Raw genomic sequence first — 15,281 nt, 5'->3', positions numbered from 1 at the left:
ATGTTATTTATTCTTTTTCAATTCTTCAATTTCTTTCTGCAGTGCATTCAACTGCTTGTACATCTCTGGCAAACGCTGGAAGATAGCCTGTGACTTAAAGTATGGACGCTGCTCCATTGGAGGAGTTCCAATGAGTTGCTGATTACTCTTTAGGCTACCAGGAACACCTGACTGTGCACCGAGGAATACCTTGTCACCGATAGTGATATGACCAGCTATACCCACCTGTCCGCCAAACATACACCATTGACCAACTTTGGTTGAGCCTGCAATACCTACCTGAGCAGACATCACTGTATTCTCACCAATATCATTGTTGTGTGCTATTTGAACAAGGTTGTCAAGTTTTACTCCCTTACGAACGTATGTACTGCCCATGGTTGAGCGATCAATACAAGTGTTGGCACCAATCTCTACGTTATCTTCTATTGTTACAATACCAATCTGAGGTATTTTATCGTAACTATTAGTTTCCGGATTAGGTGCAAAGCCGAAACCATCCGCACCAATTACACAACCAGAATGAAGGATAACATTGCTGCCAATCTTACAACCATGATAAATACTTGCATTTGGATAGACAATACAATTATTTCCCAGCTGCACGCCATCCATGATAGTTGCATGAGGATAAATCTGACAGCCGTCACCTAAAGTCACACCATCACCAATATATGCAAATGCACCGATATAGACATCCTTGCCAATTGTTGCTTTCGATGAAACAAAAGCAAGAGAATCAATGCCTTGCTTCTTAGGTTTCATACTTTCATAGAGTTGCAACAATTTAGCAACGCAGTCTCGTGCATTCTTTACACGGATAAGAGTAGGCTTTATCTCCTTGTCCAATTGAATGTCTTCATCTATAAGTACAATGCTTGACTCTGTTTCAAAGAGATAGTGTATATATTTAGGGTTTGCAAGAAAAGAGATAGCTCCTTTCTTACCTTCTTCAATCTTGGCGAAGGTATTAATGGTTACGTTTTCGTCACCTTCAATACGACCTTGTATAAATTGCGATATTTGTTTCGCAGAGAATTCCATTTATATTGCCTTTTATTGATTATAATTTGTGCAAAGATAGGGATTTTTTATTAGAAACGTTGATAAGATAGGTAATATTTACATATTTTTTTCGAGAGTAATTCAATGTTCAAAATCTCCGATGCTTCAGTTATATCTTTCAATGTTCCGTCTTTGTACAGAATGCTAATATGGTCATCATAAGGATTGTACATATCTTTCTGCACCCGATTTACTCCAATGAGGTAATCACAATCAGCGAGACTTATCTCATATCGTTCAGAAATCTGCTGTTTAAGTTTGTTGATTTCCTCTGTCGTTGGCTCCTCTTCTCGTACTTCTACTTTGAATATTTTTCGATTGATCATGTTTGAAGATAGGAGTGAAAGTATCTTATCTTCATGTTGTTGCCATACTTTAATAGCACTCCATATGTCATTGTCATCCAAAGCTATATAATTATCTAATGCCTTGTCATCTGTATGGAAAGTTTCAGCTGTAATATCATTGTAAAGGAAGTAACGAAGAGCTGGTGAAGCAAAAAGTTCAACTCCTTCTTTTGCTAATTGTTTTGCTCTATGTAAAGCATTGATAAGAACATTCTCACATCCAACGGTTGTCTTATGCAGATATACTTGCCAATACATAAGGCGACGTGAAGTAAGATAATTCTCGATAGAATAAATACCATTTGATTCGACAACCAAAGCATCATCAACAACGTTAAGCATCTTGATAATACGTGCAGAGCCAATATTGCCTTCTGTCACTCCCGTAAAGAAACTATCACGACGGAGATAGTCAAGCCTATCCATGTCAAGTTGGCTGGAAATCAGTTGATGAAGGTAGGATTTAGGGTATTCATCCTTAAAGATACTAATCGCAAGGTTGAGTGCTCCATGCATGTCTTGGTTGATATGATCCATCATCATCAGCGATATTTCTTCATGAGTAATACCACTAATCAGTGTGTTTTCAAGCACATGAGAAAATGGAGCATGCCCAATGTCATGCATTAGGATGGCAGCTTGTACTGCTTCAGCCTCACTGTCAAAGACAAACACTCCCTTCTGTTGTAGTGATATAAGTGCCTCACTCATAAGATGAAAGGCACCTAAAGAATGTTGAAAACGTGTGTGCTGCGCACCAGGATAAACCTCTTGTGTCAATCCTAATTGCTTGATGCGTGTCAATCGCTGCATAAGTGGGTGACGTACTATGTCAAGTAACAGTCCACGTGGCACCTTTATAAATCCGAAAACAGGGTCATTAATTATCTTTGCGTCTGTCATCTTATCTATGTTATCTTGCTCTTTTATCATTAAAATACAAAGATAGTATATTTCCTTTAGACGACAGCCCTTTAATATAAATAATTCTAAGTGTAGATGTAAGAAAGCCACTTTAACAGACTTGTCTCGCTAAAATAGAATATATTTGACTATAAGACAGCTATATGCTGACAGCTATAAATTAATAAGATTAGAATAATTAAAATAAAAACTTCTCTGTTTTCATTCCTTATCTGTAATCTTTTCGTTAACTTTGTAGCATGAAACAATTGATTAACTGGAAAGAATTTGCTGTGCTCTTCATCGTTATTGGAGGCATATATTATATTACAAGGTCATGGCTTATTACTGGTGGTGTCCTTGCACTTCTACTGTTGGTAGATGGCTTACTACGTCAGTATGACCACAAGAAGCGTGGTGAGAAACAAGCTGAAGATATAAAGAAAAAGCTTGAGGAGCAAGACGACTAACCTTTACATATACTTTTTGCAGCTTTTTTCATGTAAAGTTGTGATTTCTTATGTTTCATTATGTAGTGCGAGAGCTATGGTTTAATAGTAGTTTACAAAGCTTCTACATAAGTTAAAGAATTATGGAGCAACTATTAGAACTATATAAGAATTGGAAGGGTAGTAACCCTTCAAACGTAGAAAAGTTAGCAGGGGCAGGTAGTAACCGTGAGTATTACCGAATGTTTGACGAAGAGGGTGATACTGTCATTGGTGTTATAGGAACAAGTCGTGATGAAAATCATGCCTTTATCTATCTTGCTAAACATTTCGAGAAACGACGTTTACCAGTACCACATATCTTAGCAGTGTCTGCTGATGAGTTATGTTACCTACAATCAGACCTTGGTAACACGTCACTCTTTGATGCTATACGGGGTGGACGTGAGGCTGGTGGACGCTATAATCTTGCCGAGCAAAAGTTGTTGCGCAATGCAATCAGAGAATTGCCAAATATTCAGTTGCGCGGCGCAAGAGAACTTGATTTTTCTAATTGTTACCCACAACCAGAATTCAATCAGGAGAGTGTACTCTTTGATTTGAACTATTTTAAGTACTGCTTTCTCAAAGCAACCGAACTTGACTTCCATGAATTAAAACTTGAAGCAAACTTCCGTATGTTTGCAAAAGACCTGACATCGGAGCAGATGGATTCCTTCCTTTATCGTGATTTCCAAGCACGAAATATTATGTTAGATAAGGAGGGGAAACCATATTTTATTGATTTTCAAGGTGGAAGAAAAGGTCCTTTTTATTATGACCTTGCTTCGTTCTTATGGCAAGCAAGCGCAAAGTATTCTTTCAAATTGCGTCGTGAATTGGTATTTGAATACTATCAGAGCCTTAAGAATTATACTGAGGTACCTTCTAAACGTCATTTCGTCAACCGCTTGTCATTGTTTGTTCTCTTCCGTACATTGCAAGTTTTAGGTGCTTATGGATTCCGTGGATACTTTGAACGTAAGAAGCATTTTATCGATTCTATTCCTCCTGCTATACAAAATCTGCGTGATCTCTTGGCATTAGGTGTTGATGTTTTCCCATATCCATACATGATGGATATGTTGAAACGTCTCACATTATTACCACAGTTTGCGCATATTGAGAAGCCTGCAGCTAATAGAACAGATGGACTAAAAATAGCAGAGAAAGATGTTTATAAGGCTAATCCTTTAGATGGTCCTGCAACTTTCTCTAAATATGATGGTAAAGGACCATTGGTCGTGCGTGTCTTTAGTTTCTCATTTAAGAAGGGTATTCCTGAAGATACATCTGGTAATGGAGGCGGTTATGTCTTTGATTGTAGAAGTACGCATAACCCAGGTCGATACGAACCTTATAAGAAGATTACGGGTTTAGATGAGCCTGTCATCCGCTTCCTTGAAGATGATGGTGAGATACTTGAGTTCTTGAAACCTGTTTATAAGCTTGCTGACCATCATGTAGAACGTTATATGCAACGTGGCTTTACTGATTTAATGTTCTCATTTGGCTGTACCGGTGGACAGCATCGCTCTGTTTATAGTGCACAACATCTTGCTGAACATCTTAATGAGAAGTATGGAATTGAAGTATGCATAAAGCATAGAGAACAAGGTATTGAGCAAATATTAAAGGCGAAGTAACTCTCTTGGATTCAAAAGAGTTGGTATCTTGAGATAATCGATATAAATAGGGACGTATAGTTTGCGAGTTATTAAAATGCCAGTTGGCAACTCACACGCTATACGTCCCTATCTTTATTTTAGCTTTACTTTTGTTCAGAAAGATTGCGATATATCTTATATGATTTCTTTTAACTCCTCTGGAACAGCTATGGAATCACAATGCAAATGGTCTAACTTCTCTAAACCATGTTTTGTAATGTGAAACCTTTGGCAGCGTCCATCCTCTGAACAAGCGCGGCGGCGAATAAGCGACGCCTGCTCCAATGAGGCGATTACCTTTGAAGTATTCGAACGTGTCAAGCCCATCTTTTCTGCTATTTCACCAGCCAACATAGGTTTCTCACTCTCTGAGAGTAGATACAATAGCATTGCTTCGTTGATGTTTAAGCCTATTTGCTCTTGTAATCCACATTCAAAAGCAGTGATGACACGAAATATTTCGCGAATCTTACTGATACAATGATTGTCCATTATGTGTCATTACTTCAACAAGACAGACTTAATAACCTCTTCAAACTGAGCCTTGTTCATAGCTCCGTTCTGCATTGTAGGTTCACCTGCCTTAGGAATAAAGAGGATTGATGGGATTGAACGAATGCCAAAGAGGGCTGCCAACTCACGCTGCTTGTCAACATCAACCTTATAAACGTCAATCTGCCCTGCATAATCACTTGCTACTTCCTCGAGAATTGGCGCAGTTGCTTTACATGGACCACACCATGTTGCATAAAAATCAATAATAGCAGGCTTATCACCCTTAAAGTTCCATGTCTTTGGATTATTCTTAAAATCCATCACTTTCTGCTGGAACATCTCTGAGTTCATTTCTGTTACATTCATCTTTGTTTCCTTTCCTTCATTTTGATTATTTACTTCTGTTTGTTCGGTTGTCATGACACTGTTATCCTGCTTTTTAGGATTGTTATCTGCTTTACAAGCTGTCAGTGTTAATGCCATAATAGCCACTACAAGTGTTGCTGTACGTTTCATTATATATGTAAATTTTAATTTACCGAAGTTCTTTTACTACTCGGTTTTGTTAATGTTTATTTTGTTTCCTAAGGAAAACGTTGCAAAGATAACTATTATTTTATTTCCCACCAAATTTCCAATGGAAAATTATTCGTTGTACTTTAACTTTTTATTAGATTGTAAGATGATGAAACTTTGTACTGATAATGCTTCCCTTTTCCCATCTTCATTTGATGTGCTTTTAGTCAACACACATCGTGTTGATGGTTAACACCATTGGTGCTAAGGGTCCGCACCAATGGTGCGGAGCACTAAACACACTGCAAAACCTTACCGAAATGGTATCAACTTGTTGTTAAAGTTGAATCAGTTATTATGCCTAAACATATCTTTAATTGGATAATAAGAAAGAAACTTAAAAGAAAGTGTATGTGTCGTAATGGGGGCGCAGATATTCTTTAATTGCACTTGCCTTTTAGTTTTTTTTGTTTATGAATTTGAATTTATATGTTTTTTAATTACCTTTGCCGATGAGTCGTGAAGTTCCAAAAGACATAAACTGATGACACTATAAAACGATTTAGGATTTACTGATTCTATGTGGTATCATAAGTAAAAGGTATCTAAGAAAGTGGGGTAGAAGTCTTCATTTTTTATCTAAAACCTTTCTTACGCATTGGTAATAATGTTTTGGACTCTATAAAGTATATAATCATAATCGAATAAGTGTTTACACTTCGAATATTGATTGCGCATAGATTAAGAATTAAGTTAATGATATAAATTAAAATACGAAATCATGAAAAGGTTTATTCTGTTTTTTGCTTGCCTTACAAGCATTTCATTAGTAGCAGCTCAGGAGGTTCTTAATTGGAAAGATGACGAGATAGTGTCTCCTGTGGTAAATGCAGATAATACTTTAACTATCAGTCTTTTTGCACCAAATGCAAAGAAGGTTGAACTTACAGGTAATTTTCTCTATGCAGGGAAAGAAACTCCAGATAAGTATGCAGATGGTGATTGGAGTCCGCAGTTGATGAATAAGGATACAAATGGACGGTGGACACTGACAACTGCACCTTTAAAGCCTGAGTTTTATAGTTATAATCTCATTGTTGATGGTGTAAAGATAACAGATCCAAAGAACATATATATGGTGCGTGATATTGGTAATACATATAGTGTTGCGCTTGTTGGCGACGGTGTAGATGGCTTGTATGCAGTGAAGAATGTACCTCATGGAACGGTTAGAAAAGTGTGGTATGATAGTCCAACAGCAGGGCTTAAACGTCGTATGACGGTTTATACGCCAGCTGGTTACGAAACAAGTAAGCGAAGCTATCCTGTTCTTTACTTACTTCATGGTATGGGAGGAGATGAGAATGCATGGGAAGAATTGGGTCGTGCCATACAAATTCTGGATAATCTTATTGCTGAGGGGAAAGCAGAACCAATGGTTGTGGTAATGCCAAATGGTAATATTTCACAGGAAGCAGCACCTGGTGAGGGGTCTCGTGGATTTGTTACTGCTGCAATGCGATACCCTAAAACAATGGACGGAAACTTTGAAAAGGCATTTCCTGATATCATCCAGTTTGTAGAAAAGGTTTATCGTGTGAAGAAAGATAAAGCAAATAGAGCTATTGCTGGACTGTCTATGGGTGGTTTTCATTCGATTTATACTGCATTGAATAATCCTGATGCCTTTGATTATATTGGCTTATTTTCTGCTGCATTTAATCAAATGGCAAAGGATGGTGATAGTTTTTCTCCTATTTATAAGAACATTGACGAGAAGTTTAAGACGCTGTGTAAGAAATCTCCTAAGCTTATATGGATTGGTATTGGTAAGGATGATTTTCTCTCACACGACGATGAAAACCTCCGTGCAGCATTGGATAAAGAATCTTATAAATACGCTTATCTTAAGACGAAAGGCGGACATACTTGGCGAAACTGGAGAGAATATTTAGCAACATTTGCGCAAAAGCTTTTCAAGTAAGAGGATATGATAAAACTTTCTCCTAATTCTCTACATGCATGTTACTGCTTTGGGATGTTGCTTTTATTAAGTGCTTTTTTCGACGTGAAATTGTATTAAGATACATATGGAGGATTATAGGGAATTAAAGCCAAATCGGTCATTAGACTACAATGTTTCAAGAATTCTTATTTTGTGTTGTTTCCTAACAACCTGAACTCGGGATAAGAAATGTCTGTAAAAAGTTGGTAATCTCATTATATTTTTGTAACTTTATAGTTGAAAATCAATCAATTACAACAAACATAACGATGATTACCAAGGACAAAATTACTGAAATTTTCTGTATTGCAGATGATTTCTGCAAAGAGTTTGAGTTAGAAACTGATAAAATAGGTCTCTCAGAAAAGAATAAAGGATGTCATCGCCATCGCAGGTGGCGTATGAGTAAGTCTGAAATCATAACGATTTTAATTTGCTTCCACTTTAATTCCTATCGTAATTTTCGTCACTATTATACCTTTTTCGTAAAAGAGCATTTAGCAGATTTATTTCCAAATCAATTGTCTTATAATCGTTTTCTTGAATTAGAGGTAAGAGTCTCTGTAGAGATGATGATGTTCCTGCAAATATGTTGTTTTGGGAGGTGTACTGGTATTAGTTTCATTGACTCAACTTGTATTCCAGTTTGTCATAATAAACGTATTTGTCGCAATAAGGTTTTTAGAAATTATGCAACAAGAGGGAAAAGTACAATGGGATGGTATTTTGGATTCAAACTACATCTTATCTGTAATGAAAGAGGTGAGATTCTAAACTTTATGCTCACTAAAGCAAATGTTGATGACCGAGACGAAAATGTATTTAACAGGTTGACAGACAATGTATTTGGTAAATTGTTTGCAGACAAAGGGTACATTTCTCAAGGATTATTTGAGCGATTGTTCAATGATGGAATAAATTTAGTTACTGGCATTAGGAGTAACATGAAAAACAAACTAATGCCACTTTATGATAGACTTCTTCTAAGGAAAAGATCTGTAATAGAGACTATCAATGATGAGCTAAAGAATGTAGCTCAATTAGTGCATTCAAGGCATAGAAGCATATTTAATTTCGCAATGAATGTTCTCTCTGCTATTGCAGCCTACTGCTTCTTTGAGAAAAAGCCAGCAGTGAACATAGACTTTGCTATAGAGCAACATTCGGGACAGCTTACATTATTCTAAAGTAATCTGTTTTATTATTATCTTTAGACCCAATCAAAAGATTGAGTCTAAAGAGCCGTTGTACTAAACCAAACAGAAGAGTCGTATGATACTTAGCCCGAGTTCAGGTTAACATCTTTTATTTTCTTGTCGGCATCTTGTCTGTCTTTGCAACTTGACGTAGCCCGGCTACGCCTGCGTTACAAAGACAGGTAATCTGCTCGACAATAAAACAAAATCTGTTTAGGCTCTAATGATAGATTAGGGTTAAAAGAAGGTGTAAATGTTTAATGACTATGGTAGTCAATAAGATAGAATATCATCAAATACGAAAATATCTCTTGTTTGTAGTGCTGGCTGGTCTTATATATTCAGTCTACAGCATAGTTGTGGTTTATTATGATAATAAGGCAATTAAGGCTGGACCTATTAAGTCATACGAAATCATTTCTAAGCATAGCGGAGCTATTAATATCAGTTCATATATTATAGTACGTTATGGGGGGAAGGACTATACCGTTACTGTAAGCAGAAAAGATATTAATGAAGGAAAACTATATAAGGCTTTATATTATAATGAATGGAATGATACACTATTTTATGATATAAAAGATGATATTTGGGTTAGAGTTGGAATTCTCTTATTAGGTTTAATTTCGATAAGCTTTATGTACCGTTATATAAAGCAATATCATGGGAGGAAGTAATGAAGCTTTTAGTCTAAGCGTCTCTTATTATTGGGCTCTAATGACTGATTCGGGTTTAAAATAGGACAATTAGAAATAAAATAGAGGAATACCCTTAGTGGATATTCCTCTAAATCTTATAGAAAGTGGTTTAAATACCAAGCCTTTTACTTATTTAATTGCTTCTTAAGGAGTTCTGGTATTTCACTTGTCTCACGTGCAACAGGTACACCTACAGCCTCAAAAGCTGCAATCTTTTCGCTTGCAGAACCAGAGCCGCTTGAGATAATAGCACCAGCGTGTCCCATCTGTTTGCCCGGAGGAGCTTGCTGACCAGAGATGAATATTGCTACAGGCTTTGTAACATGCTCTTTGATAAACTTAGCTGCACGCTCTTCAGCATCACCGCCAATCTCTCCAATGAGTGCAATACTATCTGTCTCTGGGTCATCTTGGAACATACGGAGAAGTTCCTCGAAATAAAGTCCAACGACTGGGTCACCACCAACACCAACTGCTGTTGATTGTCCTAGACCAGCTTGTGTGAGGTTATAAACAACCTCATAGGTCAGTGTACCACTACGGCTGATAACACCCGTATGTCCCTTCTTGAAGATATTAGTCGGCATAATACCAGCCATACTTTCCTCTGGAGAAATAAGTCCTGGACAGTTTGGACCAATTACCTTTACACCCTTAATCTTTGCGTAACGCTGTGCTGCAACTGCATCGAGTGTTGGCACGCCTTCAGTGATACAGATGACGAGTTTCACACCACCATCAATTGCTTCAAGCATTGCATCTTTTGCGAATGGGGCAGGGACGAAGATAATAGATGCGTTGGCACCAGTTGCTGCAACAGCGTCTTTAACTGTGTTGAATACAGGGATGCCGCATACTTCCTGACCAGCCTTGCCAGGAGATGTTCCACCAACCACATTGGTGCCATATTCCTTCATTTTAGAAGCGTGGAAACTACCATCACGACCTGTAATGCCCTGTACGATTAACTTTGTATCTTTATTGATTAGAATACTCATAACTCTTGTGTTTTAAAGTTTTTTGCTCAGTTCTACAGCTTTATGTCCAGCATCTGCCATACTTGTGCCGACAGTGAAGTGGGTTCCTTCAAGGATGGCTCTACCTTCAGCCTCGTTGGTTCCTGTTAAGCGGATGACAATAGGAATATCTGTTTCGATAACCTTGAATGCTTCCAAGAGTCCGTTAGCAACATCATCACAGCGGGTGATACCACCGAAGATATTGATTAACACTACTTTTACATGCTTATCACTCAAGAGAAGTTTCATAGCTTCAACTATCTTCTCAGGGTTAGAACTACCACCAATATCGAGGAAGTTAGCTGGTTCGCCACCATATAACTTAATCATATCCATGGTTGCCATTGCAAGACCAGCACCATTTACCATGCAGCCGATGCTTCCTCCAAGGTTCACATAGCTGAATCCCTTGTCTTTAGCTTCACGCTCCTTGCGTTCTTCCTCTGTAGGTTCAAAAAGTTCGGCTACATCTGGATGGCGGAAAAGGGCATTGTCGTCGAAGGTCATCTTGGCATCAATGGCCTTCAAAGAACCATCCTTCAACATGACTAATGGGTTGATTTCAGCCAATGAGGCATCCTTCTCTGTAAAGAGTTTATAAATATTCTTGAAGATTGGTACAGCCTGTTTAACCTGTGCCATGTCATCGAAAAGCTTGAAGGCTGCCTCACGTGCGAGATAGTCGCTCATTCCGATAACTGGGTCGATGACAATCTTCTCAATCTTCTCTGGTGTCTCCTTTGCTACCTGCTCGATATCCATACCACCTGCACGGCTCAGCATTAACATAGGACACTTTGACTTACGGTCAACAAGGATACTCATATAGTACTCTGAAGCGATGTCAACAGCTTCGCTGACAAGTACTCTGTCTACAATGAACCCCTTGATGTCCATACCTAAGATAGCTTCAGCATGCTGACGAATCTCTGCTTCATTACAGCCAAGTTTCACGCCACCAGCCTTACCACGTCCACCCGTGTGAACCTGAGCTTTCACTACGGCTTTCTCAATACCTAATTGCTTGTAGGCTTCAACAGCTTCATCAGGAGTACGGCAAATAATATTGCGGTCTACTGGAAGCCCATAACTTGCAAAGAATTTCTTTGCTTGGTATTCATGTACCTTCATAAGATTTAGTTTTGATTTATAAACTATGTATTAATTGTTTAGGGTTCTTGTACTTGTAGGAGTATTTAATACTCCTTTGCTTCGCGTTCACCTCGAAGAACTGCCAGTGCATTCTCTGTCAAAGCTTGCATCTCATCTTGCCCAGGATAAACATGAATCGGTGCAAGATAGGAGAGACGTTTCTTGAGACGTTCAATAATATAGTCTGACTTTGCCATACCACCTGTCAGCAGAATTGCATCAATGTTGCCACATAGTACTGCTCCTTCTGCTGCTATATTTTTAGCAATATGCCAAATCATAGCAGAAACGACGAGTTCAGCATGTTTGTCACCAGCCTTAATCCAATTTGTTATCTCTCGTAAATCATTTGTTCCGAGATGAGCTATTAGACCTGCCTGGCCACTCACTTTCTCCAATAATTGTTCCTCAGTATATTTTCCACTGAAGCAAAGATGAATCAAGTCGGCTGCAGGTAATGTTCCTGCACGTTCTGGAGAAAATGGTCCTTCACCATCCAATGCGTTATTAGCATCAATAGCTCTCCCTTGTGAATGTGCTGCAATAGATATTCCTCCGCCTAAATGACATATAATAAGGTTAAGCTTTTCATAAGTTGTACCCATGTCTTTAGCAAATCGTCTACCAATAGCTTTTTGGTTTAGGGCGTGCCAAATACACATACGCGGCATAAGAGGAGAACCTGACAAACGCGCTTCTGGTTCCATTTCGTCTACCACACCAGGGTCTGCAATAAAACTCTTACATCCTGGAATCTCTCGCGTAATCTCATCAGCAATCATACAGCCAAGGTCACAAGCATGCTGGTGAATAGCTCGTTGCTGGTCAATTATCATCTGTTCTGTGATTGTAAACACACCACTTGACACTGGTTTTGCAAGTCCACCACGTCCGATGACGGCATCAAAATCCAAAGGGATATTCCTATTCTTTAACTCCTCAATAACAACTTGTTTGCGGAAATGATACTGATCGGATATACGCTTGAATTTACTCAGTTCCTTTCTTGAGTGTGCAATGTCAGCAACGAAGACGGGCTGATCATCATTGGCAAGTGATATCTTAGTTGATGTTGATCCAGGGTTAATAGCTAAAATCTTGTAAGCCATAATGTTTTCTTTATATACCTTATATATATACTATCTGGAGATAAGACTTGCAAGTGCAAGACTATAGTACTTAGATTCAATTGTATCGCCACGACTTGGGAGCACTACTGGCGCCATGGTACCTTGAAGAATAGCTGCTGTTTTCGCATGACAGAAAAGGGTAACGGTTTTATAAAACAAATTACCGGCTTCAATGTCTGGGAAAATTAATGCATCAGTTTCTCCATTGATGGGAGAGTTTATTTGTTTGATTTTCATTGCTTCAACAGAACAAGAAGTAATCAAATCTAATGGTCCATCTATTGTACATTTACCAAAGGCACCAGTTTCAGATTCTGCCTTTAGTGCTCTGTATGAAGCTGTATATGGGAAATGACGTTCGTCCACTTTCTCAGAACAATGGATAAGAGCAATTTTAGGACATTCTATTTCAAAGGCATGACAGAAGTCTACAATATATTGTACTTGTGCTCTTCGCTGTTTGTCATTTGGAGCAGGAATAACAGCTGCATCGGTAAAGAAAAGTAATTTCGGATACTCGGGTAACTTTGCTACGGTTATATGTGTTAATACAGTATCTTTCGGTAAAATTCCAACTTCTTTATCAAGTATAGCACGTAGAAGGACGTCTGTATTAAGAAAGCCTTTCATTACAATGTCAGCCTCACCTCTTCTAATTAATTCAACAGCTTTGCGAGCTGCATCCTCTGGCGATTCTGCAATAATACATTGAAAAGCATTCTTTTTGGCATAGTCTTCCATAGTTTGTTTAGAGCATACTAATATGGGCTCAATGAAACCATCGTGTACAGCTTTACACACAGCTTCTTGTGTATGGCTTTCTTCAGGCCAAACAACTACTGTTCGTTTACAAATCTTCCTTTCTTTAAGAAGATGAATGAGCAACTTAAAGTCATTGATAGTCTTTCTTTCTCCAGGCATAGTTAATCGATTTTCAGTTACAGTTTTATATTGTGACAAAGATAATACTTTGTTTTGAAATATGCTTGATATTTAAAGAAAAAAACAGAAGAAAATTCTTTTTTTTGTATTGGTTGGTGTATATTTGCAAAAGAATTAGAGATTTATATATGAAACGTTTGTACTTTGTTTTACTTGTAAGTACTTTATTTACAGTTGCTACAGCTCAACGTGTAGCACGTAGTTATATTCCTCATGGTGCTTTTTTCTATGATAGTCAGTGGAAAGGAGTTAGCAGTGCTGATAAAGCTGCTTACTATAGAGTTTTGGCTATTGATGATAAGGGGCAGAAGATGTTTTATGATTATTATATTACAGGACAACTTCAAGCAGAGAAACATTATATAAGTATAAACAGACAAAATGATAGAAACACGGTCTTAAATGGCGTGTGTAGAACTTTCCATAAGTCCGGTAGAGTAGAGTCTGTGTTACAATATAAGAATGGTAAAGCAAATGGTCGTGCTTTGTCATTTTTTCCAAGTGGTAACATTGGAATGAAGTTATCATATCGCAATGGATTACTTGACGGTCCTTGTTATACTTATACAGAGAATGGTCGATTAGAATTTACTACTATCTGGCGCAATGGTTCTAAAGTCAATGAGATTAAAGGTGGAAAGGATCATTACATTGATAAAAACACTAATGAAGATGAATTCTGTGAACGATATCGCCATGATGAGGCGTTAATAATGGCACAATCAAAAAGCATCTATAAAGCAAGAGAAAATAAAGAGCAAAAGGTTGAGCTTAAAGCTACAAAGAAATTAAATAGTAATCCTACAACTGAATCTAAAGAACCTCAGCCTGCACATGATGATTTGGCAAAGAAGGGACGTACTAATTCTATTAATAAGGTGAAAGAGGTTGCGTCCAGTCAAACATTAAAGGAGGATAAATATCTTGCTAATATAAAGTATCCAGATGCTCCAAATGAAAAAGCTGGAACTATTAGTGATAAGATGTGTTCAGTTGGTATAATACCACAGAAAGGATGGTTTAATTTTACTTATCTTCATAGTTTGCTTAGCAAAGAAAATGAAAGAGCAAAGAGTATAGACGTACTAACAAGCATTAGTCATAATTTTCAGTTAAATTCGTCACAAATAATTGATGGGTTTGGAGCTCAGAAGGAAGTTGTTTTTCATCATAATATGATTTATGATGTACAGAATAGCAAGGATAAAGTTACAGGTAGAAAGCCAAGGCAAATAGGCTTCTTCGGCACAATTACTGGGAATAATCTTCTTATAGATCGTATTAATATTTTCACTTGGTCAGAAGAAGAAATGTATCTCATCGCCCAAGAAGCTATCAAGGCTGGTTATAAAACTCTTGGAGGTATAGACTATAAGTCAACAGATGGAAATTTTATTCTTGAGCCAAAGATGAAACCTATGGATTATGGTGAGCGTGAAGTTATTGTCACCTTCACTCATCAGTCAAACCTTTATGCAGGACTTTATTATATTCAAATGGATATAAAATGATGCAGTTGTTTTTTTAGATTTATTAAATCAAATATTACCCGATTGATGTATATCATTTAGTTTTTTTTGAGTATATTTGCATCATAAAATTAATTTTCTGCTAAGAAGAGAACAAACAAGTTCATTATTCATAATGAGCAATCACCT

14 protein-coding genes are annotated in these 15,281 nt (G+C 37.6%); 6 read left to right on the top strand and 8 right to left on the bottom strand.

The window, feature by feature from the left end:
- Positions 1-3 precede the first annotated feature (3 nt).
- Together lpxD and J4861_RS08155 are read right to left on the bottom strand one after the other, a co-directional pair.
- The gene (gene lpxD / locus J4861_RS08160) at positions 4-1,044 is read right to left on the bottom strand and encodes a UDP-3-O-(3-hydroxymyristoyl)glucosamine N-acyltransferase (protein WP_211817562.1); all 1,041 of its coding nucleotides are present in this window, start codon (positions 1,042-1,044) and stop codon (positions 4-6) included.
- A 50-nt stretch (positions 1,045-1,094) separates the two neighbouring features.
- Positions 1,095-2,315 carry an HD domain-containing protein gene (locus J4861_RS08155; protein WP_211817771.1) on the bottom strand — a complete coding sequence of 407 codons (1,221 nt, stop codon included), beginning with the start codon at positions 2,313-2,315 and terminating at the stop codon, positions 1,095-1,097.
- Between the two features lie 260 nt (positions 2,316-2,575).
- Between J4861_RS08155 and J4861_RS08150 the strand changes: the two genes are divergently transcribed.
- Both J4861_RS08150 and J4861_RS08145 read left to right on the top strand, forming a co-directional pair.
- Positions 2,576-2,785: a hypothetical protein gene (locus tag J4861_RS08150; RefSeq protein ID WP_013263827.1), complete on the top strand. Its 210-nt coding sequence runs from the start codon at positions 2,576-2,578 to the stop codon at positions 2,783-2,785.
- A gap of 122 nt (positions 2,786-2,907) precedes the next feature.
- Complete coding sequence (locus J4861_RS08145; protein WP_211817561.1) at positions 2,908-4,449, top strand: RapZ C-terminal domain-containing protein; 1,542 nt, start codon at positions 2,908-2,910, stop codon at positions 4,447-4,449.
- Positions 4,450-4,605: 156 nt separating this feature from the next.
- Here J4861_RS08145 and J4861_RS08140 read toward each other — a convergent pair whose 3' ends face one another.
- Complete coding sequence (locus J4861_RS08140; RefSeq protein ID WP_211817560.1) at positions 4,606-4,962, bottom strand: MarR family transcriptional regulator; 357 nt, start codon at positions 4,960-4,962, stop codon at positions 4,606-4,608.
- Between the two features lie 9 nt (positions 4,963-4,971).
- Entirely contained in the window at positions 4,972-5,481 is a 510-nt protein-coding gene (trxA, locus tag J4861_RS08135) for a thioredoxin (RefSeq protein ID WP_211817559.1), read from the bottom strand.
- A 781-nt stretch (positions 5,482-6,262) separates the two neighbouring features.
- Here trxA and J4861_RS08130 point away from each other — a divergent pair.
- The 3 genes from J4861_RS08130 to J4861_RS08120 all read left to right on the top strand — a co-directional run bounded on the left by J4861_RS08130 (position 6,263) and on the right by J4861_RS08120 (position 9,359).
- Complete coding sequence (locus J4861_RS08130; RefSeq protein ID WP_211817558.1) at positions 6,263-7,465, top strand: esterase; 1,203 nt, start codon at positions 6,263-6,265, stop codon at positions 7,463-7,465.
- A gap of 290 nt (positions 7,466-7,755) precedes the next feature.
- Entirely contained in the window at positions 7,756-8,673 is a 918-nt protein-coding gene (locus J4861_RS08125) for an IS982 family transposase (RefSeq protein ID WP_211817557.1), read from the top strand.
- A gap of 275 nt (positions 8,674-8,948) precedes the next feature.
- Entirely contained in the window at positions 8,949-9,359 is a 411-nt protein-coding gene (locus J4861_RS08120; RefSeq protein ID WP_211817556.1) for a hypothetical protein, read from the top strand.
- 146 nt (positions 9,360-9,505) lie between these two features.
- On the opposite strand, the gene sucD is transcribed toward J4861_RS08120, so the two are convergent.
- The 4 genes from sucD to J4861_RS08100 all read right to left on the bottom strand — a co-directional run bounded on the left by sucD (position 9,506) and on the right by J4861_RS08100 (position 13,602).
- Positions 9,506-10,378, bottom strand: coding sequence for a succinate--CoA ligase subunit alpha (gene sucD / locus J4861_RS08115; RefSeq protein ID WP_211817555.1), 873 nt, complete (start codon positions 10,376-10,378; stop codon positions 9,506-9,508).
- Positions 10,379-10,390: 12 nt separating this feature from the next.
- Positions 10,391-11,530, bottom strand: a complete 1,140-nt coding sequence (gene sucC / locus J4861_RS08110) for an ADP-forming succinate--CoA ligase subunit beta (protein WP_004361105.1) — start codon at positions 11,528-11,530, stop codon at positions 10,391-10,393.
- A gap of 65 nt (positions 11,531-11,595) precedes the next feature.
- Positions 11,596-12,660, bottom strand: coding sequence for a butyrate kinase (buk, locus tag J4861_RS08105; RefSeq protein WP_211817554.1), 1,065 nt, complete (start codon positions 12,658-12,660; stop codon positions 11,596-11,598).
- Between the two features lie 30 nt (positions 12,661-12,690).
- Positions 12,691-13,602 carry a phosphate acyltransferase gene (locus tag J4861_RS08100; RefSeq protein WP_211817770.1) on the bottom strand — a complete coding sequence of 304 codons (912 nt, stop codon included), beginning with the start codon at positions 13,600-13,602 and terminating at the stop codon, positions 12,691-12,693.
- 149 nt (positions 13,603-13,751) lie between these two features.
- Between J4861_RS08100 and J4861_RS08095 the strand changes: the two genes are divergently transcribed.
- Complete coding sequence (locus J4861_RS08095; protein WP_211817553.1) at positions 13,752-15,134, top strand: toxin-antitoxin system YwqK family antitoxin; 1,383 nt, start codon at positions 13,752-13,754, stop codon at positions 15,132-15,134.
- The last annotated feature ends 147 nt before the right edge of the window (positions 15,135-15,281 follow it).

Source organism: Prevotella melaninogenica, from assembly GCF_018127925.1.
GTDB lineage: Bacteria > Bacteroidota > Bacteroidia > Bacteroidales > Bacteroidaceae > Prevotella > Prevotella melaninogenica_C.
The sequence above is the reverse complement of the archived record's forward strand: the minus strand, read 5'-3'. Positions and strand labels throughout refer to the sequence as shown.